This window comes from Kitasatospora sp. NPDC022785 (genome assembly GCF_055561295.1).
This window is the reverse complement of sequence record NZ_JBVHHB010000019.1, coordinates 153,099-177,829: the sequence shown is the minus strand read 5'-3', so window position 1 is coordinate 177,829 and position 24,731 is coordinate 153,099. Positions and strand designations below refer to the sequence as shown.

At 76.8% G+C, this 24,731-nt stretch carries 20 protein-coding genes; 18 read left to right on the top strand and 2 right to left on the bottom strand.

From position 1 onward, the window contains the following. The first annotated feature begins 77 nt into the window (after positions 1 to 77). The 9 genes from ACZ3YO_RS26890 (at position 78) to ACZ3YO_RS26850 (ending at position 12,351) form a co-directional block, all read left to right on the top strand. Positions 78 to 3,500, top strand: a complete 3,423-nt coding sequence (locus ACZ3YO_RS26890; protein ID WP_465573944.1) for a hypothetical protein — start codon at positions 78 to 80, stop codon at positions 3,498 to 3,500. Positions 3,501 to 3,680: 180 nt separating this feature from the next. Next, entirely contained in the window at positions 3,681 to 4,742 is a 1,062-nt protein-coding gene (locus tag ACZ3YO_RS26885) for a phosphatidylinositol-specific phospholipase C domain-containing protein (protein ID WP_465573942.1), read from the top strand. 173 nt (positions 4,743 to 4,915) lie between these two features. Then, positions 4,916 to 5,899 (top strand): DUF4129 domain-containing protein, encoded by a 984-nt coding sequence (locus tag ACZ3YO_RS26880; RefSeq protein WP_465573940.1) that lies wholly within the window; start codon positions 4,916 to 4,918, stop codon positions 5,897 to 5,899. Then, positions 5,896 to 6,393, top strand: coding sequence for a hypothetical protein (locus ACZ3YO_RS26875; protein ID WP_465573937.1), 498 nt, complete (start codon positions 5,896 to 5,898; stop codon positions 6,391 to 6,393). Before ACZ3YO_RS26880 ends, ACZ3YO_RS26875 begins: the two co-directional genes overlap by 4 nt. 106 nt (positions 6,394 to 6,499) lie before the next feature. Then, entirely contained in the window at positions 6,500 to 7,570 is a 1,071-nt protein-coding gene (locus ACZ3YO_RS26870; RefSeq protein ID WP_465573935.1) for an AAA family ATPase, read from the top strand. Positions 7,571 to 7,743: 173 nt separating this feature from the next. Next, entirely contained in the window at positions 7,744 to 9,150 is a 1,407-nt protein-coding gene (locus ACZ3YO_RS26865; protein WP_465573933.1) for a DUF58 domain-containing protein, read from the top strand. Positions 9,151 to 9,209: 59 nt separating this feature from the next. After that, positions 9,210 to 9,821, top strand: a complete 612-nt coding sequence (locus ACZ3YO_RS26860; protein ID WP_465573931.1) for a hypothetical protein — start codon at positions 9,210 to 9,212, stop codon at positions 9,819 to 9,821. 54 nt (positions 9,822 to 9,875) lie between these two features. Next, complete coding sequence (locus ACZ3YO_RS26855) at positions 9,876 to 10,631, top strand: alpha/beta fold hydrolase (protein WP_465573929.1); 756 nt, start codon at positions 9,876 to 9,878, stop codon at positions 10,629 to 10,631. A gap of 250 nt (positions 10,632 to 10,881) precedes the next feature. Further along, on the top strand, positions 10,882 to 12,351 hold the full coding sequence (locus ACZ3YO_RS26850; protein ID WP_465573992.1) for a glutamate synthase subunit beta: 1,470 nt from the start codon (positions 10,882 to 10,884) through the stop codon (positions 12,349 to 12,351). A 13-nt stretch (positions 12,352 to 12,364) separates the two neighbouring features. On the opposite strand, the gene ACZ3YO_RS26845 is transcribed toward ACZ3YO_RS26850, so the two are convergent. Further along, on the bottom strand, positions 12,365 to 13,375 hold the full coding sequence (locus ACZ3YO_RS26845; RefSeq protein ID WP_465573927.1) for an NADP-dependent oxidoreductase: 1,011 nt from the start codon (positions 13,373 to 13,375) through the stop codon (positions 12,365 to 12,367). Positions 13,376 to 13,608: 233 nt separating this feature from the next. Here ACZ3YO_RS26845 and ACZ3YO_RS26840 point away from each other — a divergent pair, with 233 nt between their 5' ends. From ACZ3YO_RS26840 to ACZ3YO_RS26825, 4 genes are all read left to right on the top strand, one after another. After that, the gene (locus ACZ3YO_RS26840) at positions 13,609 to 13,932 is read left to right on the top strand and encodes a DUF1330 domain-containing protein (RefSeq protein ID WP_465573925.1); all 324 of its coding nucleotides are present in this window, start codon (positions 13,609 to 13,611) and stop codon (positions 13,930 to 13,932) included. Positions 13,933 to 14,129: 197 nt separating this feature from the next. Continuing rightward, a complete protein-coding gene (locus tag ACZ3YO_RS26835) occupies positions 14,130 to 15,458 on the top strand; it encodes a YhgE/Pip domain-containing protein (protein ID WP_465573923.1) in 1,329 nt (442 codons plus the stop codon). Positions 15,459 to 15,525: 67 nt separating this feature from the next. Continuing rightward, entirely contained in the window at positions 15,526 to 16,314 is a 789-nt protein-coding gene (locus ACZ3YO_RS26830; protein ID WP_465573921.1) for an acyl-CoA-like ligand-binding transcription factor, read from the top strand. Continuing rightward, positions 16,311 to 16,967: a GPP34 family phosphoprotein gene (locus tag ACZ3YO_RS26825; protein WP_465573919.1), complete on the top strand. Its 657-nt coding sequence runs from the start codon at positions 16,311 to 16,313 to the stop codon at positions 16,965 to 16,967. Before ACZ3YO_RS26830 ends, ACZ3YO_RS26825 begins: the two co-directional genes overlap by 4 nt. A 100-nt stretch (positions 16,968 to 17,067) precedes the next feature. On the opposite strand, the gene ACZ3YO_RS26820 is transcribed toward ACZ3YO_RS26825, so the two are convergent. Then, on the bottom strand, positions 17,068 to 17,436 hold the full coding sequence (locus ACZ3YO_RS26820) for a hypothetical protein (RefSeq protein ID WP_465573917.1): 369 nt from the start codon (positions 17,434 to 17,436) through the stop codon (positions 17,068 to 17,070). A gap of 193 nt (positions 17,437 to 17,629) precedes the next feature. Between ACZ3YO_RS26820 and ACZ3YO_RS26815 the strand changes: the two genes are divergently transcribed. The 5 genes from ACZ3YO_RS26815 to ACZ3YO_RS26795 all read left to right on the top strand — a co-directional run bounded on the left by ACZ3YO_RS26815 (position 17,630) and on the right by ACZ3YO_RS26795 (position 24,472). Then, positions 17,630 to 18,154: a DUF4240 domain-containing protein gene (locus tag ACZ3YO_RS26815; protein WP_465573915.1), complete on the top strand. Its 525-nt coding sequence runs from the start codon at positions 17,630 to 17,632 to the stop codon at positions 18,152 to 18,154. A gap of 78 nt (positions 18,155 to 18,232) precedes the next feature. Beyond that, a complete protein-coding gene (locus ACZ3YO_RS26810; RefSeq protein WP_465573913.1) occupies positions 18,233 to 19,420 on the top strand; it encodes an AAA family ATPase in 1,188 nt (395 codons plus the stop codon). After that, positions 19,417 to 19,911 carry a bpX5 domain-containing protein gene (locus ACZ3YO_RS26805; protein WP_465573911.1) on the top strand — a complete coding sequence of 165 codons (495 nt, stop codon included), beginning with the start codon at positions 19,417 to 19,419 and terminating at the stop codon, positions 19,909 to 19,911. Before ACZ3YO_RS26810 ends, ACZ3YO_RS26805 begins: the two co-directional genes overlap by 4 nt. Beyond that, positions 19,908 to 21,623, top strand: coding sequence for a hypothetical protein (locus ACZ3YO_RS26800; protein ID WP_465573909.1), 1,716 nt, complete (start codon positions 19,908 to 19,910; stop codon positions 21,621 to 21,623). Before ACZ3YO_RS26805 ends, ACZ3YO_RS26800 begins: the two co-directional genes overlap by 4 nt. Next, complete coding sequence (locus ACZ3YO_RS26795) at positions 21,620 to 24,472, top strand: bpX6 domain-containing protein (protein WP_465573907.1); 2,853 nt, start codon at positions 21,620 to 21,622, stop codon at positions 24,470 to 24,472. Before ACZ3YO_RS26800 ends, ACZ3YO_RS26795 begins: the two co-directional genes overlap by 4 nt. Positions 24,473 to 24,731 lie beyond the last annotated feature (259 nt).

Below are 24,731 nucleotides of genomic sequence, written 5' to 3'. Positions count from 1 at the left end.
ACGGCTCGACGGCCGGGCGACCGGCGGTGCGGGAAACCGTTCGCGACCAGGCGTCCGGCTGTAACAGAATCACCCCCATGTCTCGCTCGACCGACGGACCCGCCTCCGCCCCGCACCCCGCCGCCGAGCGCCTCCTCGCCGAGCTCGCCCCGCTGCCGCACCCCGCCCGGCTGCGGCACCTGGCCCGCGCCGCCCATGCGCTCGCGGGGCGAGGAGAGCTGGCCGCCGTACTGGCCGTACTGGCCGGCCGGGGGCGGTACGAGCGGCGGTTGGCGGCGCTTGCCGCGCTGACGGGCGGGCAGACGTCCTACCTGGCCGCGCGGCTGGCCGATCCCGATGACGTGGTGCGCCGCTACGCCCTGCGCGCCGTCCGGCGCCTGCCGGTGCCGGACGGGGCGGTCGAGGCCGCGTACGAGGGTGCCTCCGGGGTGGTGCGCCGCGAGCTGAGCAGGGCCGTGGTCGCCGCGGGGCGGCGGGAGTTGGCGAAGCGGCTGGTCGGGACGGTGCGGGAGCGGTGGGGTGACGGCGAGGCGGTGCGGCTGCTGCCGGCCTGTCCGCCGGAGTTCGCCGCCCGGGTACTGCCCGAGCTCGCGCATGCCGTCCGGCACTGGGGGCCGCTGGGGCGGTACCAGCCGCAGGCCGTGGTCGGCTACGCCGAGCGGGCGCTGGCCGGCCTGCCCCGCAACCTGCGCCAGGACTGGTGGACGCAGCACGCCCACGGCCTCGCCGCCGCCGCCCCGGCCGAGCCGCTTCGCGTGCTCGGGCTGCTGGAGCGGTACGGGCCCGCGCTGCTGCCCGGCGCGCTGCGGGACCGGCTCGCCACCCTCGCGGCGGCCGACGCCGAGCGCGTCGTGCGCCGGCTGACGTCCCCCGAGTGGCACCGGTCCCGGTACGAGCCGCGCCCGTCGCCGGCGCTGGTGCGTGCACTGGTGGAGGCGGATCCGCCGTCGCTGCCCGTGCTCGGGCGTGAGTGGCTGGCGCACCCGGAGCACCTGGCGGCGCTGCTGCGGGCGATGCCGCCGCACCGGCGGGAGGCGTTCCACGACACCGTCACGGCGGGTGCACCACTGGAGTGGACGGCCGCCGCGGCGCCGCTGCTGGCCGCTCTGCCGCGGGACCGCCGCGCGGCCGTCGCACGGGAGCTGGCGGCCAGGGGACGGGCCGAGGAGTGGTGGATCGGCGACGTCCTGGCAGCGCTCGCGCACCTGCCGGTGGCCGAGGCCCGGCCCGGACTGCTCGCGGCCGTGCGGTCCTCCGATCCGGAGGACCGGGCGACGGCGTGGCCGTACCTGGTCGCCAACGCCGGCCACGCCCGGGACCACGCCGCCCTGTCCGAGGTGCTCGTCCTGATGGACGCCCGGCTGCGCAACGAGCGGGACCCGATCCGGGCGCAGGCCCTGAAGGCCCTGGCCGTCGTGCGGGGTGCGCCGTTCACCGCGCGCGACGTCGGGCTGCTGGACCGGATCGCCCTCGCGGCCGTCCAGGCCCGCGACTGCTCGTGGGCCACCCGCAACGCGCTGCGCGACCTTGCCCTGGGCGTCCTGCGCCACCACACCGCCGCCGGGGAGCCTGAGCTCCTCGACTGGGCGGCCCGCACCCTCGGCCGGCTCGCGGGCCGCACCGGCGGCGTCGACCTGGGCGGGCTCGTCCACACCCTGCGGCGCGGGCAGGAGGGGCTGGTCGTCGCCGCGCTGGAGCCGTGGCTCCGCGCCGGTGCCGACCACGGCGAGTACGGGCTGCTGTTCGCGCTCCACGGCGCGCTCGGTCGGCGTGCGTACCGCCTGCCCGAGCTCCAGGAGCTGCTGGGCGAGGCGCTGCGCAAGGGCGATGACGACGCCTTCCGCGCTGCGGCCCGGAGGTGGCTCGCCGATCCGGCGACCCGCGACGAACGGGTGGCGGAGCTGCTGGCGTCGGAGCCCTCGGCCGCCGTCCTGCCGGCCGTCGGGGAGGCACTGGCCGCCCGCCGTACCGATCTCCTGGACGCCCTGCTCGCCGAGGACCCGCCGTACGGCCGGTTCCTGCCGGGCCGGGCCCGCCGGCCGCTGCCCGACTTCCGGTACGCCGACCGCTGGCTGCCCCGGCAGCAGGAGGCGGCGGCCCGGCTCGCGCGCGAAGCGGCCGGGGACGACAGCCGGCCGCTGGCGGAGCGGGCGGCCGCCGTCACCTCGGCGGCCGCCGTGCCCGAGCAGGGGCGCGCCCTCGCGCTGGACTTCGCGGCCTCGGGCGAGGTGCTCCTCGCCGAGGCGGCCCTCGCCGCCCTCGCGCGGACGGACGAGCCCGCCGAGGACCTCGCCGTCCTGCTCGCGCACGCGGGCGGCGACCGGGCCCGGGTGGCCGTCTACGCGGCCGACCGCGTCGCCGCCCGCACCCCGGCGGCCGCGCTCTCCGGCCCGCTCGGCGCGCTGCTGACGGCCACCACCGGCGCGAAGGTGACCAGCCGCAAGGAGGCCGCCCGGCTCACCGCGCGCCACCTGCCGCCCGCGGAGGCGGCCGGCCTGCTCGCCACCGCGTACCGCACCCCGCGGCAGCACCCGGACGTACGGGCCGCGGTGGTCCGGTGCGTGCCCGGCCTGCTCGCCGCCGGCCCGCGGGCCGCCGCCGGCGTCTGGGAGCTGCTGGACGAGGCCGTGGGGAGCGACGCTCCGCCGGTGCGGCAGGCCCTGCAGGCGGCCCGTCCGCTGGACCTCCCGGCGGCCCACCGTCCGCGCTACGCAGGGCTGTTGGCCGGTCTGGCCGAGGATGCGGACCACGACGTGGCGGACAACGCGCTGTCCGTTCTGGAGCTCTGGGCCGCGTACGCGCCGCAGGCCGCCGACGCCGTCCGGCGGGTCGCCACCGACCTGACCCGCAGCCGCTCCGGCTGGCACCGCGCCGCCGGGGTGATCGGCACACTGGCCGGCTCGGGCCTGCCGCACCCGGTCGGCGGCGCTGCTCCGGGCAGCCTGCTGCACCGCACCGTCACCGAACTGCTGGGCGTCGTCCGGGGCGGGGAGCCGGAGGACGAGGCCGATCGGGATCTGCCGGCCTTCCGGCGGCTGCACCACCTGGTCACGATGGCGGTGAGCGGGCCGGAGGCCCTCGCGGCCGTGGCCGGCCTGCTGGCGGACGAGCCGGATCTCCTCCCGGCCCGGCTCTCGGCGATGACGCGGGCGCTGGACGTGCGGGCCGACCTGCCGGAGCTGGTGGCCGCCCTCCGCGCCCTGGCCGCCGCCCTGGACGGCCACCCCGCGCTGGCCGCCGCCACCGCCACCCACCTGTGCAACCTCCATGCGTACAACCGGAGTCGAGGGGTCGACGAGGCCACGATGCTGGAGGCGGTCCGGCGGCTGACGGCCGGTGACGGCCTCGCGGAGGGCCTGCTGGCCACCGGGCTGGCCGAGGCCTTCGGTCCGGCGTTCCACTGGCCGCAGGGGTGGCGGTCCGCCCTGCGCACGCTGCGCGCGCACCCGGTGTCCGACGTCCGGCACGCCGCCCGGCGGGTCGCCATCGTCGCGGAGTGATGCCCCGACCCGGTCCGCCCCCGGGGAAGCGGGCCGGGGAGCCGGCCCGCGCGGGGGACCGGGCGGACTTGTCCCGCGGCCGTCACGGTGTTGTTGTGTCTCCTTCATGTGAGGGATGCTCAGGTCCGGCATCGTCCGAAGACGACCGCCGTACGCGTTCTGACAAGGGGACAAGTCATCGTGACCGCACGCCGCGCCCTCGCCGGCACCATCGCCACCGGTCTGCTCGCCGCGGCCGCCACCGCCCTCCTGCCGGCCACGTCGGCCGACGCGAGCGGCCCCGCCGAGCTGCCCTTCGGCTCGGCCACCACCGTCGGGATCCACAACACCTACGACCCGGCCGCGTTCGGCTACCTCGCCCAGGGCCTGGACACCGGCACCGGCATGATCGAACTCGACGCGTGGACGGACACCGTCACCAAGGAGTGGAAGGTCAGCCACTCCAACCCGCTGGGCAACGCCAACAACTGCGCCGCCGCCGGCACGCCCGCGCAGCTCTACAGCGGCGGCACCAACAAGAACCTGGAGACCTGCCTCGACGACGTCCGGATCTGGCTCGGGGCCCACCCCGCCGCCGGCCCGCTGGTCGTCAAGCTGGAGCTGAAGGCGGGCTTCGCCGGCAACCGCGGCATGGGCCCCGCCCAGCTCGACTCGCTGATAGCCGCTCACCTCGGCCCCGCCGTCTTCCGCCCCGCCGACCTGCTCGCCAAGCCCGGTGGCGGCAGCTACCCGAACGCCGACGAGGCCGCCCGCGCCGGCAACTGGCCGAGCCGTGCGGCGCTCGCCGGCCGGGTGCTGGTGTACGTCATCCCCGGGTCGTTCGAGGAGGGCAACCCCTTCGACACCCTGCCCACCGACGTCGAGTACGGGCGGCACCTGCGCGACCTCGCCGCGGCCGGCCGGATCGGTGACGCCCAGGTGTTCCCCGCCGTCCACGGCGCCGCAGCCGGCGACCCCCGCACCAAGTACGCGGAGACGGCGATCCGCCCCTGGTTCGTCGTCTTCGACGGCGACGCCGCCGCGTACACCGGCGGGACGGACACCTCCTGGTACGACAGCCGGCACTACCTGCTGACGATGACCGACGCCCAGAACGTCGCCCCCGCGATCAGCGCGACCGACCCGACGGCCGACCAGGCCCGCGCCCGCACCGAGCAGCTCGCCCGGGCCCACGCGAGCATCGTCTCCAGCGACTGGCGCAAGCTCCCCGCCGTCCAGTCCCTCGTCCTCCCCCGGGGCTGACCCTCCCGGGGCTGACGGTCCCGGGGCTGACGTCCCGGGGCCGATCACCCCCCCCGGCGGCACGGCCGGAGGCCGTTGCCCGGCAGCCTCCCGGGGGATGACAACGCGACAGTTGGTGTGCGACGCTGCACCTCGCGCGTGATCATCCGCGCTGCGGAGGACTGGGGGGCCGCGTGAGCGACGAAGTGCCGTCGGGCGCGCCGGAGCGTGCCCGACGAAGGTCCGGCCGGTGGCCGGCGGGCGTGCTGGTGGTGGCCGGGCTCCTGGTGTCCGCGGCGGCGCTGCGGCCGGACGGAGGGCTGCTCGGGACGGCGGCCACCGGACCGGCGGGGGCCGCGGGGCCGGTCGTGCTGCTCGGGGCCGGGTGGGCGGTGGTCGTCGGCCGGTTCGCGATGCGCTTCCGGGAGGAGGTCCGCCACCTGGACGGGCCGACGCCGTGGGCCGAGCGGCTGCGGCAGGCCGCCTCCGTGCTGCTGCCCGGGGCCGCGGTCGCGGTGCCGGTGCTGATGTACCTCCTCCGCATCCGGGCCTCCGGGTCGGACGACCCACCGGCGGTGCCCCTGGAGCCGCTGCCGACGCCCTCGACCCGGCCGACACCGCCGCCGTCGATGGCCGTCGACGAGGGGTCCGGGAGCCTGTTCGGGTTGGTGTTCGCGGGACTGATCGCGGTGCTGGCCGTTGCGGCGGTGATCGCGCTCCTGGTGGTCCTCGTTTCGGGGTTGCGGCGCCTGCGCCTCCGCCGGGAGGGGCCGGCGTCATCGCTGCCCGCGGCCCCGCCGCGCCCCGAGGACGTTCTCGCGGCCGCCGTGGCCACCGGCCGCCGCGCGCTGAGCGGCGACGACGCGCGTGCCGCGGTGATCGCCTGCTACGCGGCGATGGAGGGCTCGTTGGCGGCCTCCGGGGTGTCCCGGCGTGTCTGCGACAGCCCGGCCGAGCTGCTGGAGCGGGCGGTGGCCGACGACCGCGTCGACCGCTTCCACGCGGAGGCGCTCACCGAGCTGTTCCGGGAGGCGCGCTACTCGACCCACCCGATGGACGACGCCCACGTGCGCCGGGCCCAGACGGCCCTGGACGCCATCGCGGCCCACCTGGAGAGCCGCGCGGAGGAGCCGCCCGCGCCTGTCGCGGCCGCGGGCAGGACAGGAGACCGCCGGTGACGACCGACCAGCAGCTGACCGGCTCGGTCCGGCACAGCCTGATCGAGCTGACCGTGGTGGGCGTCCTGGCGGAGATCGTGTTCGCCCTGGTCGGCGGCGCGCCCGCGGCCGGCGCCGGGGCGGTCGTGCTGACCGCCGTGGCCCTGGTCACCGGCCGGTACGTCGCCGGCGCCGGGTTCGGGGAGGAGGGCCTGCGCCAGCGCGCGCGGGTGATGGAGGCGCACGAGCCCGGGCTCGGCGACTGGCGCTGGACCATCCACCACGGGCTCGACCCGCAGGGCGACGGCCGACCGCTGCGCGGCCGGCTCCAACGGCTCTATGCCGCACGGCTGTCGGAGGCGCACGGGCTCTCGCTCCCCGCCGACCGCGACCGGGCCGCCGAACTGGTGGGCCCCCGACTCTGGCCCTGGATCGACCCCGAGGCCGCGGCCCCGGCGGCGACCGTTCCGGCGCCGGTCCTGCTCGCCCTCGTCGACCGGCTCGAATCCCTGTAGCCGAGGAGCCGGCCCCGCACCGCCACCCCACAGCACTGCACCCCTACCTCACGGCACCCCACCACCACCACCTCACGGCACCGCACCGCAGCCCTTCAGGAGAGCCATGACCGCCGTTCCCCAGGCCCCCGCCGCCCCGGACGCCGCACCCACGCCGGAGGCCCCGGCCGCGCCGGCCGCCGTGCTGACCCCGCAGGAGGCCGGCAAGCGAGCCCGCGCGGTGGTCGAGGAGATCGAACGGGCCGTGGTGGGCAAGCCCGAGGCCCTCCGCCTGGTGATGCTGGGTGTGCTGGCCGGCGGTCACGTACTCATCGAGGACCTGCCCGGGCTCGGCAAGACCCTGCTGGCGCGCTCCTTCGCGACCACCCTCGGGCTGGAGTTCCGCCGGATCCAGTTCACCCCCGACCTGCTGCCCTCGGACGTGACCGGCGCGCCCTTCTACGACCGGAGCAGCGGGGAGATGGTGTTCAAGCCCGGCCCGCTCTTCACGCAGCTCCTGCTGGCCGACGAGATCAACCGCACCCCGCCGAAGACCCAGGCGGCGCTGCTGGAGGCGATGGCCGAGGGGCAGGTCTCCGTGGACGGGGCCACCCGCCGGCTGCCGCAGCCGTTCGCGGTGATCGCCACCGCCAACCCGATCGAGTACGAGGGCACCTACTCGCTGCCGGAGGCGCAGCTCGACCGCTTCCTCCTGCGGGTCCGGATGGGGTACCTGTCCACCGGGCTGGAGGCCGCGATGCTCCGGGCCCGGCTGGACCGGTCGGCGCCCGAGCCGGTCCTGGAGACGGTCAGCAGCCCGGCCGAACTGCTCGCCATGCGCGCGGCGGTGGAGCAGGTCGAGGTGGACGACGACCTGGTCGAGTACGTGGTCGCGCTGGTCGACGCCACCCGCAACGACCAGCAGATCCAGGTCGGGGCCTCGCCCCGCGGCGGACTCGCGCTGATCCAGCTGGCCCGGGCCCGCGCGATGGTGGAGGGCCGCGACTACCTGACGCCGGAGGACGTCAAGGCGCTGGCCGTGCCAGCCCTGGCCCACCGCGTCACGCTCAAGCCGGAGTTGTGGGTCCGTCAGATCGAGGCGGACGACGTGGTGGCGCGGCTGGTCGCCACCGTCCCGGCGCCGCAGACCCTGCCGAGGGCGGCGGACGCGGAACGCTCCTCGGGCGGCGCCCGGTGAGTCCCGCGCCACCGGCCGAACCCACGGGACCTGCCGGACGCACGGGACGTGCCGGACCCGCCGGACCCAACCGGCCTGCCGGAGACCCCGGCCCCGCCGGGCCGCCCGGAGACCGTGCCGGGGAGCGGGCCCGGCGGCTCGCCGCGCAGACCGCCGGCCCCGGCCGCCGCCCCGTGCGGCGGCTGGCCTCGGCGCCCGCGAGCACCGACCGCAAGCCCTCCGCCCCCACCACGGCACGGCGCCCCGCCCGCGCGAACGACCGGGTCACCGCCCGCCTGCTGGCCCGCAGCGCCCGGGCCACCGTGGCCGGCCTGCCGAGCACCCCGCCCTCGCCGCACTGGCGGGTCGGTGAGCAGAGCCTGCGCCTGCTCACCGTGGCCGCCGTCGCGTCCGTCGCCGCGCTGGCCACCGGGCACGCCTGGCTGCTCGCCCTGGCCGCCGGCCCCGCCGTCCTGCTGGCGCTCGCCGCCCCGGGCCGCAGCAGACCGTCCCGGCTGACCGCGGAGAGCACGGCCGAACCGCGCCGCTGCTTCGAGGGCGAGCAGATCGTCGTGCGGATCACCGTCCGGCACGACGGGCGCATCGGCCCGCTCGACCCGACCATCGCGCTCGGCCCCGGCGTGGCCCTGGAGGCGCTCACCGTCGGCGCGACCGGGGTGGACCTCGTCCTGCGCACCCGGAGCTGGGGCCGGTGGACCCTGGGCGCCGTCGACGTCGACGTCTACGACGCCGGGGGCCTGACCCGCCGCACGGTGCGCAGCGACCTCGGTGAGGTGGACGTCTTCCCGGTGCCCAGCGCCTCGCGGCTGACCCCGATCCCGGTCCGGCTGCCCGAACGGCTCGGCGAGCACACCACCGCCCAGGAGGGCACCGGCGTCGAGGTGGTCGGGGTGCGCCCGCACGTGCCGGGCGAACGCCAGCGGCGCATCCACTGGCCGTCGACCACCCGCCGCGACGCCGTCCAGATCAACCAGTTCGCGGCCGAGCGGGCCGCCGACGCGGTCGTCCTGCTGGACGCGCTGGCCGACTTCCGGGACGCGGCCACCGGGCTGTCCAGCCTGGACGAGACGCTGCGCGCGGCCGGCGGGCTGACCCGCGCCTACCTGCGCCGACACGACCGGGTCGGCCTGATCGCGGTCGGCGGGACGCTGCGCTGGCTGACCGCCGGCACCGGGGACCGCCAGTTCTACCGGATGGTGGAGAGCGTGCTGGAGGTCCGGCAGGACCGCCGCCACCGCGGCCCCGCCCTCCCGCGGCTTCCACTGCCCGCACTGCCCGGCCACGCGCTGGTGTACGCGTTCACCTCGCTCGCCGACCAGCGGATCCTGGAGGTGCTCGGGCAGGTCCGCGAGCGCGGCAACCCGCTGGTGGTGGTGGAGATCCCGGCCGGCGAGCCGCCCGTGGCGCCCGGCGACGAGATCGACGCCCTCGCCCTGCGGCTCTGGCACGCCGAGCGCGAGGCGATGCGCTCGGCCCTGCGCACGAAGGGCATCCCGGTGGCCCGCTACGTCCCGGGGGAGACGCTCGACCTGGCGCTCGCGCCCCTGCTGCGCCGCCGGATCGGGGGAGGAGTCCGATGACCGCCGGTCCTGGCTTGCACGTGGATCCGAAGACCGTGGATCCGATGAACATGGATCCGATGAACAGGGATCCGAACAATGCGCGGCCGAAGACCGTGGATCCGCACCACGGCAGCCCGAGGAGTACGGCGAGCGTGCCGCCGAAGCGCTGGCCGGAGCGTGCCGCGCTGCGCGTCACGGGCGCGGCCCTGGCGCTTGCCGCCGCGGGGCCGGCGGGCAGCCCCGGCAGTGCCGTGGACCGGTTCGGGCCGGCCGCCGCCGTGGTCGCCGTCGTCCTCGCCGCCGCGGTCGCCGTGCCGCCGGTGGACGCGCCGCGCCGTCCGGTCGGCTGGCCCGCCCGGCTCCTGGCGGGACGCACCACCGTGCTGCCGGCCGGGGCTGTGCTGCTCGCCGCGCCGGGCGAGCCGTCGTTCTGGCAGGCCGCGGCGGTGGCCGTCCTGCTGACCGGCTACCTGCTGCTGGTCGACGCCTTCGGCCCGCACCGCCGCACGGCCCGACCGGCGCATGCGGTGGCCGCGGTCGCCGCGTCCGTCCTGGTCCTGCCGGTCGCGTTCGCGCCGACCGGGGCGGGTGAGTGGTCGCGCCCGGTGGCGCTGCTCGGGCTGGTGGCCGCCGCCTGCGGCACCGGTCTGGCGGTCCGGCCCCACCGGCGTGCGCAGGGCCGGGAGTAGCCCGGCGGCCGAGGGGAAGGTACCCGCCGTCACACCACCCCAAGGGAGCCTTTTATGACGATCGGTCATCGCACCATCGGAGACGGTGAGCACAAGGTCCTCGTCCTGCACGACTGGTTCGGCACCAGCGCCGGTTGGGGCCAGTTCCTCGACCACCTGGATCCGGAGGCCTTCGCCTACGCCTTCCCGGACTACCGCGGCTACGGCGAACGGCGAGACGTGGAGGGCGAGTTCACCCTCGCCGAGATCGCGTCGGACGCGCTCGCCCTGGCCGACCGGCTGGGCTGGGACGGCTTCTCCGTGGTCGGCCACTCGATGGGCGGAAAGGCGGCGCAGCGCGTCCTCGCCGAGGCGCCCGGCCGGGTGCGGAAGCTGGTCGGGGTGGCTCCGGTCCCGGCGAGCGCCTTCCCGCTGGAGGGCGATGCGTACGACCTCTTCCACGGTGCGGCCGAGCACCCGGCCAACCGGCGGGCCATCCTCGACCTGGTCACCGGGAACCGCGCCTGCGCGCGCTGGCTGGACGCGATGACGGCCCGCTCGGTGGCCGGCTCCCGCCCGGAGGCGGTGGCCGGCTACCTCCAGGACTGGACCACGCAGGACTTCGCGGCCAAGGTCGCCGGGAGCACCCTCCCGGTCAAGGTCTTCGTCGGCGAGCACGACCCGGCCCTGTCCGCCGAGGTGATGCGGCAGACCTGGCTGGCGCACTACCCGCAGGCGGAGCTGGAGGTCCTCACCAACTCCGGCCACTACCCGATGCACGAGGTGCCGGTGGCCTTCGCCACCGCGCTGGAGGCCTTCCTGAAGGCCTGAGCGGCCCCCTCCGCGACAGCCGCCGGGCGCGCCGCCGACCCGCCGCCTACGTCCGACCGCCGGGTCCGCCGACCCTCCGGGACGGCCGCCCGGCGGGCCGGCCCGCCCTCGCCCCTCCCGCCGGGCGGTTCGCAGGCGTACGGTGGCCACACGGTGACGCGCAGCCCGGCGGCGCGCCCGACCGGCCCGGTACGGCGGCGTCACCGCCCCGCCTTGGCACGCCCTGCCGGAGACCGCGATGGCTGATTCCATGGCCGACCGCATGGCCTTCTTCACCACGCCCCGCCGCGCGCGCGAGCGCCGGCCGCCGCAGGAGCGGCTGGGGGACTGGCACGAGGTCTACCGGGAGGGGGCGCTGCTGCCGGTCATCGGCGCCCAGGCCGCCCGCTGCATGGACTGCGGCCTGCCGTTCTGCCACCACGCCTGTCCGCTGGGCAACGTCATCCCCGACTGGAACACCCTGGTCGCCCATGACGACTGGGGCGCGGCCGCCGCGCGACTGCTGGCGACCAACAACTTCCCGGAGTTCACCGGACGGCTCTGCCCCGCCCCCTGCGAGAGCGCCTGCGTGCTGGCGATCGACGCCGAGGCCGTGACGATCAAGAACGTGGAGCTGGCGATCGCCGACCGGGCCTGGGAGGACGGCTACGACCGGCCGCAGCCGCCGGAGCGGATGAGCGGCCTGCGGGTGGCGGTGGTCGGTTCGGGGCCGGCCGGCCTGGCCGCCGCCCAGCAGCTGACCCGGGCGGGGCACACCACGACCGTGTACGAGCGCGCCGACCGGATCGGCGGGCTCCTGCGGTACGGCATCCCGCCGTTCCGGCTGGAGAAGCACCGACTGGACCGGCGGATCGACCAGATGGCGGCGGAGGGCACCCGGTTCCGCACCGGGGTGGCGGTCGGCCGGGACGTGTCCGCGGACGGCCTGCGCGCCCGGTGCGACGCGCTGGTGGTCGCGGTCGGCGCCACCGCCTGCCGGGACCTCCCGGTGCCCGGCCGCCGGCTGCCCGGGGTGCACCAGGCGATCACCTATCTGACCCTGGCCAACCGGGTCGACGAGGGCGACTGCCAGGCCTCCCCGCTGAGCGCCGAGGGGCGCAGCGTGGTGATCGTCGGCGGCGGCGACACCGCCGCCGACTGCCTGGGTACGGTGCTGCGCCAACGGGCCGCCGCCGTCACCCAGTTCGACATCAACCCGCGGCCGCCGGAGCGCCGCGCGCCGGGTCAGCCCTGGCCCGTCCACCCCAAGGTGTACCGGGTGACGACCTCGCACGAGGAGGCCGGGGGCTCGGCGGCCGAGCCGCGGGTGTTCGCGGCGGCCACGGTGGGGTTCGAGGCGGGCGCGGACGGTCGGCTGGCGGCGGTCCGCTTCGCCGAGGCGCTGCCCGGCGACCGCCGTCCCCGGCCGGGGACGGAGCGGACCCTCCCGGTCGAGCTGGCCCTGCTGGCCCTCGGCTTCAACGGCCCGGGGCGCAGGACCGGCCTGGCCCGCCAACTCGGCCTGGCCGCCGACCGGCAGGGCCGGCTCACCCGGGACGAGGGCTTCGCGGCCGGGACGGAGGGCGTGTTCGTCGCGGGCGACGCCGGGCGCGGGCAGTCGCTGATCGTCTGGGCGGTAGCCGAGGGCCGGGCGGTGGCCGCGGCCGTCGACCGCTACCTGCGTGGCAGTACCGACCTCCCGGCCCCGGTCGCCCCCTCGGACGGGCCGCTCACCGTCTGAGGGGGCGGAGCGGTCAGACCAGTTCGAGGACGAGCTTGCCGGTGTTCTCGCCGCGGAAGAGCATCTGCAGGGTCTGCGGGAAGTCGTCGACGGTGCCCTTGACCACGTGCTCCAGGACCTTGATCTGCCCGGAGGCGATCCAGCCGCCGATCTCCCGGGCGGCCTCGGTGAAGCGCGGCGCGTAGTCGAAGACCACGAAGCCCTCCATCCGGGCCCGGCACACCAGCAGCGACAGGTAGTTCGACGGGCCCTGGACGCCCGTGGTGGTGTTGTACTGGCTGATGGCGCCGCAGACCACCACCCGTGCGCGCATCGCCAGGTTGGCCAGGGCGGCGTCCAGGATCTCGCCGCCGACGTTGTCGAAGTAGACGTCGATGCCGTCCGGCGCATGGGTGCGCAGCGCCTTCTTGACGTTCTCGGTGCGGTAGTCGACGGCGGCGTCGAAGCCGAGTTCGTCGGTCAGCAGGGCGCACTTCTCGGCCCCGCCTGCGATGCCGACGACCCGGCAGCCCTTCGCCTTGGCGATCTGGCCGGCCATGGTACCGACGGCGCCCGCGGCGCCCGAGACCACGACCGTCTCGCCCTCCTTGAGTGCCCCGACGTCCAGCAGCCCGAAGTAGGCCGTCATGCCGGGCATGCCCAGCGCGCCCAGGAAGGTCGACGGCGAGGCGGCGGACGCGTCGATCTTCAGTGTGCCCTTGCCGTCGGAGACCACGTGCGACTGGACGCCGAAGGTGCCGGCGACCAGGTCGCCGATCCGGAAGCCCGGGTGGTTGGACTCGGTCACCTCGACCACCGAGCCGGCCCGCATCACCTCGCCGAGGCCGACCGGCGGCAGGTAGGAGGGGCGGTCGTCCAGCCAGCCGCGCATCGCCGGGTCGAGCGAGACGAACCTGGTCCGCCCGGCGAACTGCCCCTCGCCGGGCGCCGCGGCCGCCTCGGTGACGTGCTCCCAGTCCTCGGGCCCGACCTCGCCCACCGGGCGCCGGGCGAGGCGGATCTGACGGTTCTCTGCGGACAACATGGCGGCTCCCGATGGCTGGACGTACGACGGAGCCGATTCTAAGCAAGCGCTTAGTCAGTGCGCCAGGGGCAATCGTCAACCCCTACCGATCCATGACTGATTCCGGCCCGCCCGCGCGCCCGTACCGTCGTAGCCGAGCCGGAAACCGGAACTCGCAGCCGGGAACCCGGCACCCGCAGCCCATGGCCCACCGCCCCGGAGCGTGACGTCCGGGACCGCCCAGAGGAGCAGCAATGACCGCCTACGCGCTGGCCCAGGTCCACTCGGTCGAGTTCGGCCCGGACATCGTCGAATACCTGGAGCGCATCGACGCCACCCTCGACCTCTTCGACGGCCGCTTCCTCGCCCACGGGGGCGACGTCGAGACGGTCGAAGGGGCCTGGGGCCAGGGCCTCATCATCATCGAGTTCCCCGACCGCGAGCGGCTGCGCGCCTGGTACGACTCGCCCGCCTACCGGGAGATCCTGACGCTGCGCACCCGGCACATGGTGGCCGACGTGGTGTTCGCCCAGGGTGTGCCGGCGGGTTACCGGGGCGCGGACGCGTTGAAGCACTGAGCGCCGGGCCCGACCCGTGCGAGCCCCTCCGCGGCGCGCTTCCCGTCCCGTTTACTGTCCCGCTTCCCGCCTCGCCTTCCGGGGCACCGGCCGACCGGGTCGGCCCGGTGGGCGGTACGGGCGAGGCGCCACGGTCGGGCGGAGGCGGACGGCTACGTTCGGGCGGGGGCCGACCGAGCGACGTCCACGGGAGAGCCATGACTTCGAACCGGCCTGAGGGCGGCGTACGCGCCTGGCAGGTGCTGCGCAACCCCAAGGTCTGGATGGTGCCGACGATCATCACCGGCACGGTGGCGTTCCTGTTGTCGCTGCTCTACATGGGCGGCATCATCAACCCGCGCGCCGACCTGGACCGGCTGCCGATCGGCCTGGTCAACTCCGACGGGGGCGCCGTCGTGGGCGGGCAGCAGCAGAACCTCGGCGCGCAGATCACCGCCGGCATCGCCACCGCGCCGGACCCGAAGGGGCAGATCGACTGGCGGGTGCTCGACCGGGCCGGCGCCGACGAGCAGCTGTCCTCGGGCAAGCTCGCGGGCGCGCTGGAGGTCCCCGCCGGCTTCACCGCCGCCGTGGCGGCGATGGGTGCCCCGGCCGGGCCGCAGCCGCCGGCCCGCCCGACGATGACCGTCCTGACCAACCCCGGGGTGGGCAGTCTGGCCTCCTCGCTGGCCTCCTCGATCTCCCAGGCGGCCGCGCAGCAGGCCTCGGCGCAGCTCGGCAAGACCCTCACCGCGCAGGCCCAGGCGCAGGCCAAGGCCCAGCCACCGGGCCAGCCGCCCGCCCAGGGGGGCGCGGCGACCAACGCGGCGGCGCTCCAACTGGCGGACCCGGTGACGGTCGATGTCCAGGTCGGCCACCCCATCGGCCCGCACAGCGGCCTCGGCCTGACCGCGTTCTACTACACGCTGCTGCTCGTCCTCTGCGGCTTCCTGGGCGCGAACGTGATCAGCAACGGTGTCGACGTGGCCCTCGGCTACGCGGCCAGCGAGCTGGGCCCGCTGCGCACCCAGCGGCCGCTGGTGCGGATCAGCCGCACCCAGACGCTGGTCGTCACCAACGTGATGTCGGTCGGACTGGCCCTGCTGACGTCCAGCCTGGTGATGCTGGCGACGGTGGTGGTCCTCGGGATGGACGCCTCGCACCTGCCGCTGCTCTGGGTCTTCTCGGTCTGCGCCAGCGCGGCGGTGGGGCTCGGCGCGCAGGCGCTGATCGCCGCGTTCGGCGGGATCGGGCAGCTGATCAGCATGTTCGTCTTCATCGCGCTGTCGCTGCCGTCCTCCGGGGCGACCATTCCGCTGCAGGCGCTGCCGGACTTCTACCAGGGGCTGGCGGTGTTCGAGCCGATGCGCCAGCTCAGCGACGGCGTCCGGTCGATCCTGTACTTCGACGCGCGCGCCGACGCGGGGCTGGCCCGGGCCTGGATCATGATCGCGATCGGGACGGTGGCGGCGCTGGTCTTCGGCTTCGCGATGACCAGGTACTACGACCGCAAGGGCCTGCACCGCTTCCACCCCGAGGTGAGCTGAGCGGCACCCGGGATGTCCCTCCGGGACTCATGTCCCCGCGGGACATCCCGAGTGTACGGCGGGCGGCGTGAGCATCGAGACGGCCACGGCCACCGGGGAGGCCCCCGAGCGGCGGCGCGACCGCAAGGCCCGCCGGACCCGGGAGTCGCTGGCCGCCGGCGCCCTCCGACTGGTGCTGGAACGGGGCCTGGCCGCCGTCTCCGTCGAGGACATCACCGACCTCGCCGACGTCTCCCGGCGCACCTTCAGCCGGTACTTCCCCTCCCGGGAGGACGCCGTGCTGGACTGCCTGCGGGCCGACTTCGCCCGCATCAACGCCGCCCTGGCCGCCCGCCCCGCGGCCGAACCCCCGCTGACCGCGTACCGCGAGGCCCTTCACGCCTGGCTCCGGGACGACCGGGACCCGGCCTGGCACCGGCGTCCGGGCGTGCGGGAGCTGTTCGGCCTGATCGTCGAGGAGCCCACGCTGACCGCCGCCTACCGGCGGATCTGCGTCGACGAGGAGGAGGCGTCCATCCGGATCGCGGCCGCGCGGCTCGGCCTGGACGCCGACCGAGACCTGCGCCCCGCCGTCGCCGTCGGCCTCGGTGCCGCCGCCCTCCAGGCCGCCTCGCGCGCCTGGGTCCGGCACCCCGCGGCCGGCGCCGCCCCCGACCTTCCGGACCTCCTCGACCAGGCCTTCGACGTGCTCGCCGCCGAGCCGGTACCCGACGGCCGCGCCGCACCCCTCCCGGGCCCGGCCTGGGTGGGACCGCGGGAGGAGCGAGGCCGGTCGGGTGGTCCCGGAGACGGAGAAGGACTCCGTCCTGCGGGCGGATGGCGGGCCGCGCGGGGCGCCGTATCGTCGCTGTCATGAGCCGACCGCTGCACTTGGCCGCCTACCTGCTGGCCTTCGACACCCGGGCCCAGGCCCTCCAGGACCGCACCCGGGCCGGCTTCCTGCTGCGCGCGGCCGCCCTGGCCGAACTCGCCCACCGGGGCGACCTCGCCGAGGACAGGACCGGCCGGGTCCGGGTCGTGGCGACCGCCCCCGCGGAGGACCGCGTCCTCGACGCGGTGCTCGCCGAGCTGGACTCCCGCCCGCGCAGCTGGAAGTCGTGGATCAGACGGAGCCGGGACGAGACGCTGGAGGCCGTCGAGCAACAGCTCGCGGTGCTCGGCGTGCTGACGGTGCAGGACCGCAACCCCTACGGCGCGGTCGAGCCGCTGCGCCCGGTGGCCCTGGCGGATCCGCGCGAGGCCCAGGACCTCCAGCTGAGGGCGGCGGAGGTCGTCCGCGGCGGCGGCCCGGTCGGCGCGGTCCCGTTCGCCGACGCCGTGCTGGCGGCGCTGGCGGCACACGGGCACCTGCGGCTGGTCGTCTCCCGGCAGGACCGGCGGGACCACGCCGAGCGGGTCGCGGCGCTCACCGGCCGGCTGGCCGAGGAGGCACCGGGCCTGGCCCGGGCGGTGGCCGGCCTGGGGATGACGATGGTCGCCGCACAGGGCGGGATGGGGAGCGGCGGCTGACGGCCTCGCGCTGGCGGCCCCGCGCTGGCGGTCCCGCGCACCCGGGCCTGCCCGGCGATCAACCTCCAGCGGCGGACGGCACCGACGTCAGGGAGCGAGATCAGGGACTGGCCTCACCTCGGCCGGCCCGGGCCCGACGGACTTCGTCCAGGTGCCTCGCCTGCCGCCGCGCGAGCAGCTCGTCGACGGGCTCGAGCACGCGATCCCACGCCCGTTCAGCGTCCGCCGAGCCGACGGGCGTTCGCGCACACTCCCGGGCTGCGGTGATGGCCCGGTCGTAGAGGGCCTGGTCCTCCGGCGGCGCGGCCGACCGCTCGCGCCGGAACCACGTGATCAGCCACGGCATGTCCCGGGGCCAGTTCGGGTTCGCCAGCGAACGCACGCGCAGATACCCCAACCGGTCCCACCAGCGGCGGCTGTGCCACTTCCGCGAGTTCGCCGGCGGCAGGCCGTGAGGGAGGTCCTTCATGGACGCATCCTCTCCGGTGGCGGCGCCGTCGGGCTACGAGTTTTCCCGCTCGCCCAGGACGGCGGCCCCGGTGCCCGAGAGCGGGGGCCGGCGTGGCCGCGGGCCCTGTCGCCTGCGGCGTTGTCGGTACCGTCTGACAGGGTCTGCTCCGGCGGGACGACCGCCGATTCGCACACCACGAAGGGCCGGACGCATGGGCACGACTGCGGAAGCGACCGCCACCGACCTGCCGTCGATGACCTGGGCGCGGTTCTGGGAGCTGGTCGAGCTGCTCGGCGGCGAGGCCGGCACCGCGACCTGTGCAGGCATCGAGGCAGGTTGCGAGCGGCTGACCGAGGCGCTGGCCGCCGGAACGGTGGGTCAGATCATCGGCTTCGGCGAGCGCCTCGCGGAGGCGCTGTACCGGATCGACCAGGAGAGTTTCGGCACCCTGCCGGTCGCCGGGCTGGAGCTGCCCGGCGGCGAGCCCTTCCCGCAGTCGGACGACGGCTTCCTCTACGCGCGCGCCGCCGTGGTCGCCGCCGGCCGCCGTACGTACGAGAGCGTCTTCGGCGAGCCGGAGCGGTTCGCACCGTTCACCGGGCGGCACTGCGAGGAGCTGCTCTACGTGCACGAGGAGGCGTACGAGCGGGCGACGGGGGAGGAGTGGGACCGGCTCACCCGCTACGACTACGAGTCCTGCTCCAACCGCGACGGCTGGCCGGGGCGGGGCGACTGAGCGGGCCGGCCCCTGCACGGCCGGCCACCCGGAAACCCGCTCGTCGGCGCGGGTGCGGACCCGTAGACTCCGGTGCTCGTGACCGAGACCAGCACCCACCCGACCGCCGGCGTCCACCCGGCCGCCACCACCCGCCCTGCGGCCCCCGCCGGGGACGCCGAACTGGTCGGTGCCGCCGTGGCCGCCGCAGGCCGGGGCATGATCGACCGTGAGACGGTGGCCGAGGTCGTGACGCTCTGTGCGGTCGCCGGTGAACACCTGCTGGTCGTCGGAGCGCCGGGCACCGCCAAGTCCGAGGCGGTGCGGCGGGTCGCCGGGCAGCTGGGCGGCCGTTACTTCGAGTACCTCCTCGGCCGGTTCACCGAGCCCAACGAGCTGTTCGGGCCGGTCGACCTGCGCCGGCTCCGCGAGGGGCGGGTGGAGTTCGAGACCGCGGGGATGCTGCCCGAGGCCGACATCGCCTTCCTGGACGAGGTGTTCCTCGGCTCCACCGCCGTCCTCAACACGCTGCTCGGCCTGCTCAACGAGCGGGTGTTCCGCCGTGGCGGCACCGTCCTCGCCAGCCCGCTGCGGGTCTGCGTCGGCGCCGCCAACCACCTGCCGGACGATCCCGCGCTCGCCGCCTTCGCCGACCGCTTCCTGGCCCGGGTCTTCGTCGAGCCGGTCGCCGACGCCCGCCTGGAGGAGCTGCTGGAGGCCGGCAGGCGCCCGGCCGCCGCCCCGGCCCACCCCGGCGACCTGCTCGGCGCCGTGGAGCGGCTCGCCGCCGCCGCCCGCGCGTGCGACCTCGACGAGGTGACCCCACTGCTCGCCGCCGCGCTGCGCCGGCTGCGCGGGGCCGGGGTGCCGGTCAGCGACCGGCGGGCGGTGCGCTCGCAGAAGCTGGTCGCCGCGGCCGCCGTGCTCGACGGCCGGAGCTCCGCCTCCGCCCGCGACCTCTGGGTACTGCCGCTGATCGCCCCGACCGCCGACGCCCAGGCGCTGGCCCGGGACACCCTCGCCGACCTGATCGAGAAGGCCGCCAACCGCAGCCTGGTGCACGCCGCCGAGGAGCTGTCCCGCAGCACGGCGGCCCGGGCGGAGCGGCTCGCCCGCACCGGCACCGCGCTGCTCGCCGAGCACCGTGGCCTGCCCGGCGGTCGCGACTCGCGGCTGCGGCTGGAGGCGGCGCTGCGGGAGATCGACGCCGGCTTCGACCCGGCCGACCTGCCGGCCGCGCTGGCCGGCATACGCGCCGAGCTGGTTGCGGCGGTCGCGCCCTCGTGACCCAGGACCCGCCCGCCTTCCCGCTGCGGTGGGAGCGCCGTGAGCCCCCGCTGCCCGCCGCCGCCGTGCTCGCCCTGGGCGACGCGGTGCCCGCACTGGCCGCCGCCACCCGGGACCGGCTCCGCGACGGCGCCCGCCTCGGCGTCCTCGCCGACGGCCCGCCGCCCGCGAACGCCGTGCCGACCGCGGGCGGCCCAGTGGCCGCAGCTGGTGTGCTGTCCGACCCCGGTGCGGTCGCGCTGCTCGTGCTGGGCTCCGAGGCCGACCTGCCGTGGGCCGACGGCGCCCGCTACCTCGGCCGTGACGCCGGCCTGCTGGTCCCCACCACCGCCCGCCCCGGGCCGGCCGCCGCACTCTGGCGCCGCGCGCTCGGCGCCGGGGACGGCCAACTCTGCGTCCTCGTCCCGGGCCATGCCCTGGTCGCCGACCCGCCCCCGCCCGTGGCCTCCCCGGACGCGCTGGAGCCGTACACCCGGAGTGCGCACCGATGACGACCACCCGGCTGCCCGCCGCCCTCGCCCCCTGGGCCGCCACCCTCTCAGTGCTCAGCCCCGAACTCGCCGTCGCCCTCGGCCCGTTGCTGCGCCGCCTGGACACCCTGGTCGGGGCGCGCGAGCCCGTCGCCGACGTGCTCGGCGACCCGGACGGCCTCGGCGGCCTCACCCGCGCGGGCCGGCCGGACCGACTGCTGCCCTCCGAGTGGCTGCTCGCCGACGCCTACCCGGACGAGTTCCTGCGCCGCCTGGCGGACGGCGAACTCCTCCATCACGCAACGGAGTTCCGCACTCCGGCCGCCCGCGGCCGGATCGTCGCGCTGGTCGACACCGGCCCCACCCAGGCCGGGGCCGGCCGGCTGGTCCAGCTCGCCGCGCTGCTCGTCCTGCACCGCCGGGCGGCCGCGCGCGGCACCGAACTGGCGGTCGGCGTGCTCGGCGATCCGTTCGGCCGTCTGCTCACCGGCGACCTCGCCGAGCTGCTGCCGGCCTGGCTGGCCGCCCGCCGGCCCGCCGACCCCACCACCGAGGACGTCCGGCGGGCCCAGTCCGGCCTCGACGCCGAGGACCACGCCTGGCTGCTCACCTCGCCCCGGCTCGCCGGGCAACTCCCGGCCCGGGCCCGGGTGCTGGCGAGCGAACCGGCCCGCTGGTCCGCCGACGGAGCCACCCACGTCACCGTCCGCTTCGACGGCGCCGTCACCGAACTCCCGCTGCCCGCAGCGGAGATCGCCGTCCGCGCGCTGCGCGGCAGCGAGTTCCGACGCGCCGTCGCGCCGGCCGCCGTCGCGTTGCCGGACGGGGCGGCCGGGCCGGCCGGGGGCACCGGGCCAGCGCTGCCCGCCTTCACCACCGACGCCCGCACCCTGATCGCCCGGGGAAAGCGCGCCTCCACCCTGCTCGCCGTCAACCTGCCGAGCGGTGAGGACGGTCCCGTCACCGCGGTCCGGCCACGGCGCCACGAACTGCACGGCCCGGTGGTCGCCGCCGGGCGCATCGGCCGGCGGCTGATCGCCCTGTACGTGCGCGGCGACCGGCTGATCCCCTACGTCAGCGGCCGGCCGCTCTCCGGTCGCGGCGGCGAGCCCGGCGGGTTCACTGCCGAGGCGGCCGCGTTCGGGCTCGACCGGGCCCGGCTGGCCGAGCAGCTCACCCGCCCCGTCCTGCCGCTGCTGCGCAACGGGGACGATCTGGTGCTGCCGCTGGCCGGCCGCTGGTGGCGGATCGCGCCCGACGGTGCCGTGGCCGACGACGGCGAGGTCGGCCGGGGCGCGGAGGGGCGGCAGTATTTCAACCGCTTCCGCGAGCCGCGGCTGTACGACCGGAGCCTGCCGCGCGAGGCCGCCCGGGCCCCTCACCTCGTGCACAGCGGCGCCACCGTCGGCTGGTCGGAGGACGGCAGGACCTGGTACGTGCGGACGTGGCAGGGGGAGGAGCACCGGATCTCCTTCCGCGAGCCCGCCGAGGTGATCGGCCTGGTCCACCACGAGGCGGTGCCCGCGCTGGTCACCTGTACCCACAGCGGCCGTCTGGTGCGCACCGTCCGCGCGGACGGGGTCCGTACCCTGAGCCGCTTCTCCGGCGGCACCGCGCCGCCCGCCGTCCACCCGACGCTGCCGCTGATCGCCGCCGAGATCCGGCCGGGTCGGATCGTCGTCGGCCACGCACACACCGGCCGGATCCACCACCTGATCGGGAGCGACGAGTGACCGCCACCCCCGCCGCGGCGTTCCGCGCCACCGTCACCGCCGCCGGATTCCTCCTCGACGTGCCGGTGATCGGCGCAGCCGAGGCAGCCGTCCGCGTCCTGGCGCGCTGGCAGGATGGCGCCGAGCTGCGTGAACTACCGGACGGACGCTGGCTGTTCACGCTGGCCGCAGCCGTGGAGAGCCGGGCCGACCGGGCCCCCGGACTGCCGGTCGAGCGCGCGGAGAGTGGTGCGCTGGTCGCCGTCGGCACGGATCGGCAGGAGATTCGGACCGGGTGGCTCGCCTTCACCGCAGCCGGTCTGACGATCACCCACCGCATCTCCGAACTGCCGGAGTTGGACCCGTCGGACTGGCTCGACCCGACCGGCGTCGCCCTGCACCGCCCGCGACCGGTCGGTGCCGCCGCCGAGCCGGTGGCCGAACCGGTCGAGGAGGCCGTGCCGCAGCGACCGCAGCCCGACCTGCGGACCGCCGCCGGCATTCGTCCGTCGAGCGAACGGGCCCGCCGGCTCACCGGGGACGCCCCGGCCGGAGCCCGCCGACGGTCCTTCGTCCGGTCCGGGCCGGGCACCCTCGCGGCCAAGGTCGGACCAGCCGCGTACTGGCTCGCCCTGGCCCTGACGCTGGGCGCCATGCTCATGGCCGCGGCCAGCTTCGTGGGGATCGTGGCCGACCGAAGCTTCCGCCCCGGCGGGTTCCTCATCGCGCTCGCCGTCGGGCTGGCTGCTGCCCGCCGCCGCGTGGGAGCCACCGAGACCACTCCGGCGGCCGGCGCCGCAAGCCCCGCCGCACCGGCCCCCGGCCGGCCCCGGAGCGCCCGCCGCCCGCGGCTGGGCGGCCTGCTGGCTCGCCTGGCCATGCGCACCCCGGCGGCCCGACTGGTGCGCGGCCGCCACGCCCGCTACCTGCACGAACTCACCCGCGCCTTCGAACAGCGCCGCTGGGAGGACGCCCTGCGCGACGCCGTCCCGGTCGCCGGGGCCAAGCCGGCCGGCGGGAAGTCCTGGCTCTCCCTCGGCCTGCCCCGCCGCTACACGGGCGAGCTGCGCGCGACTCCGAAGGCCGCCGGCGCGGGTGGTGCGTCCCCGCTCTCCGGCCCCACCGTCCACGAGCACCTCGCCGGCCTCTACCGCCACGCCGCGGAGGCGCTGGAGCGCGAAGGCCGGGTCGACGAGGCGGCGTTCGTCCTCGCCGACCTGCTGAACGCGCCGGCCGAGGCGGTCGCCGTGCTGATCCGCAACGGCCGCACCGCACAGGCCGCCGAACTCGCCGAGGGCCGGGACCTGGCCGCCGACCTGGTGGTCCGGCTCTGGTGGCGGGCCGGCGAGCGCGAGCACGCCGTCCGGATCGCACACCGCCGGGGTGCCTTCGCCACCGCCGTCGAACGCCTCACCGCCACCTACCCGCAGGCCGCCCGCGAACTGCGTGCCGCCTGGGCCGCGCACTGCCGGGAGGCCGGCGACCGCCTCGGCGCCGTCGACGCCGCCTGGCCGGACGAGGCGCTGCGGCCCATGATCGCGGCCGACCTGCGTGACGCGGTCGCCCTCGGCGGCCCGGCCCGCGGCCGGGCGCTGCCGTACCTGCTGGCACTCGGCGCGGGGGAGGCCACTCGGGCGCTGGCCCTGGCCGTCCTCGACGGCGACGGCGACCCGCGCGCCACCGGCCGCTCGGCGCTGGCCGCGGCCCTGGCGGACCTGCCCGCCGCCGACCCGGCCGCCGACCGTGAACTCGCCACCGCCGCCATCCGGGCGGTCGTACGGGACGGAGGCTTCGGTGGCGTCCATGCCAGGAAGGACGAAAGCGCCCTCGCCGAGCGGCTGCTGAAGCGGGCCGACCCGCTGGCCGCCGCCGACCTGGCCCGGCCCCGGCAGCCCGTCCGTCCCGCCGGCGCCGCGCCCGCGTACACCGCCGCCGAGCGGCCCGGCACGCTGCCGGTGCTGGACGCGGCACTGCTCGGCTCCGGCGCCCTGCTGGTCGCCTGCGGCCAGGCGGGCGTGCGGCTGCTGACCGCCGACGGCCGGACCAAGGCCCGCTGGGACGTGCCCGCCGACCAACTGGTCCTCGCCGACCACGGCGGCAGCGCGCTCCTGGTGGCCGGCTACGGACGGGTACGCGAGATCGCCCGCCTCGACCTCGTCACCAGGGCCGTCCGGCCTTGGGCCACCCTGCGGGTCCGGCAGATCGCCCCGTCCTTCGACGGCCGCCACCTGATCACCGAGGACGAGGACGGCATCGCCGTCCTGGACACCCTGGCGCCACGACCCACCGTGGTCTGGCGCGAACTCGGCGACGGGCAGCGGCTGGTGGGCCGGATCGCCCGTACGGCCGGCAGCTGCGCGGCCGTCGTGGTCTCCGCCCTGCCCGACGGTTCGCCGCTCACCGAACTGTGGCGCTGGGACCTGCCCGGCTGGGAGTTGCGCTCCCGGCTCCGCCTGGACGAGGCCACCACCGACCTCGGCGTCTCGGTGGCGCTCGCCGCCGAGGGCCTGCTCACCGCACACGTGCAGGAGCACCCGGACCGGACCACCCTCGTCCGGACGGACGAGTCCGCCGGCCCCGCCACCGAGATGACCGTCGCCGGTCTCGCCCCGTACGGCCCCACCGCCGACGGCGACCACTGGGCGCTCACCGTCCCCCTGGCCGACGACACCGGCGCCCTCGTCCACCTGGGTGCCGCCCCGGCGGCCGAGCCCACCGCCACGGCCGTCTTCCCGCACGCCGACCCGCCGTACGTCGGCCTGCGCGGACACGCCGGCGCGGTCACCCACTGGCACCGCTCCGGCCGCGTCCTCGCCACCTCCGCCGACGGCGCCACGCTCCTCGCCAACCTGCGCGTCACCGCCGAGTGAGGAGCGCCCCCGCCCCCGGCCCCGGCTCCGCACGGGGCGCCGACGGGCGGGGCGGCCCCGGCGAGCCGGCGGCAACCCCGCCTCGGGGTACGCCACCGACCGCTTCGGCCCGGTACGGGTGCTGACGGCCGGCTGCCTCGTGCCGGCCGCCGGGCTCGCCGTACTGGCCCTGGCCCACCTGCTCGCCGCCGCCCGCCGGGCGGGCCGAGGCCGGCACGCAAGGTGTTCGGATTTCTCCGCGCCGGTTGTCACATCTGCG

Coding starts and splice junctions, on each gene's coding strand:
- ACZ3YO_RS26870 (WP_465573935.1), top strand. CDS start 6,500: ATGACCGCCGTTCCCCAGGCCCCCGCCGCCCCGGACGCCGCACCCACG.
- ACZ3YO_RS26815 (WP_465573915.1), top strand. CDS start 17,630: ATGGGCACGACTGCGGAAGCGACCGCCACCGACCTGCCGTCGATGACC.
- ACZ3YO_RS26820 (WP_465573917.1), bottom strand. CDS start 17,436: ATGAAGGACCTCCCTCACGGCCTGCCGCCGGCGAACTCGCGGAAGTGG.
- ACZ3YO_RS26855 (WP_465573929.1), top strand. CDS start 9,876: ATGACGATCGGTCATCGCACCATCGGAGACGGTGAGCACAAGGTCCTC.
- ACZ3YO_RS26890 (WP_465573944.1), top strand. CDS start 78: ATGTCTCGCTCGACCGACGGACCCGCCTCCGCCCCGCACCCCGCCGCC.
- ACZ3YO_RS26800 (WP_465573909.1), top strand. CDS start 19,908: ATGACGACCACCCGGCTGCCCGCCGCCCTCGCCCCCTGGGCCGCCACC.
- ACZ3YO_RS26825 (WP_465573919.1), top strand. CDS start 16,311: ATGAGCCGACCGCTGCACTTGGCCGCCTACCTGCTGGCCTTCGACACC.
- ACZ3YO_RS26840 (WP_465573925.1), top strand. CDS start 13,609: ATGACCGCCTACGCGCTGGCCCAGGTCCACTCGGTCGAGTTCGGCCCG.
- ACZ3YO_RS26845 (WP_465573927.1), bottom strand. CDS start 13,375: ATGTTGTCCGCAGAGAACCGTCAGATCCGCCTCGCCCGGCGCCCGGTG.
- ACZ3YO_RS26850 (WP_465573992.1), top strand. CDS start 10,882: ATGGCCGACCGCATGGCCTTCTTCACCACGCCCCGCCGCGCGCGCGAG.
- ACZ3YO_RS26835 (WP_465573923.1), top strand. CDS start 14,130: ATGACTTCGAACCGGCCTGAGGGCGGCGTACGCGCCTGGCAGGTGCTG.
- ACZ3YO_RS26860 (WP_465573931.1), top strand. CDS start 9,210: ATGAACAGGGATCCGAACAATGCGCGGCCGAAGACCGTGGATCCGCAC.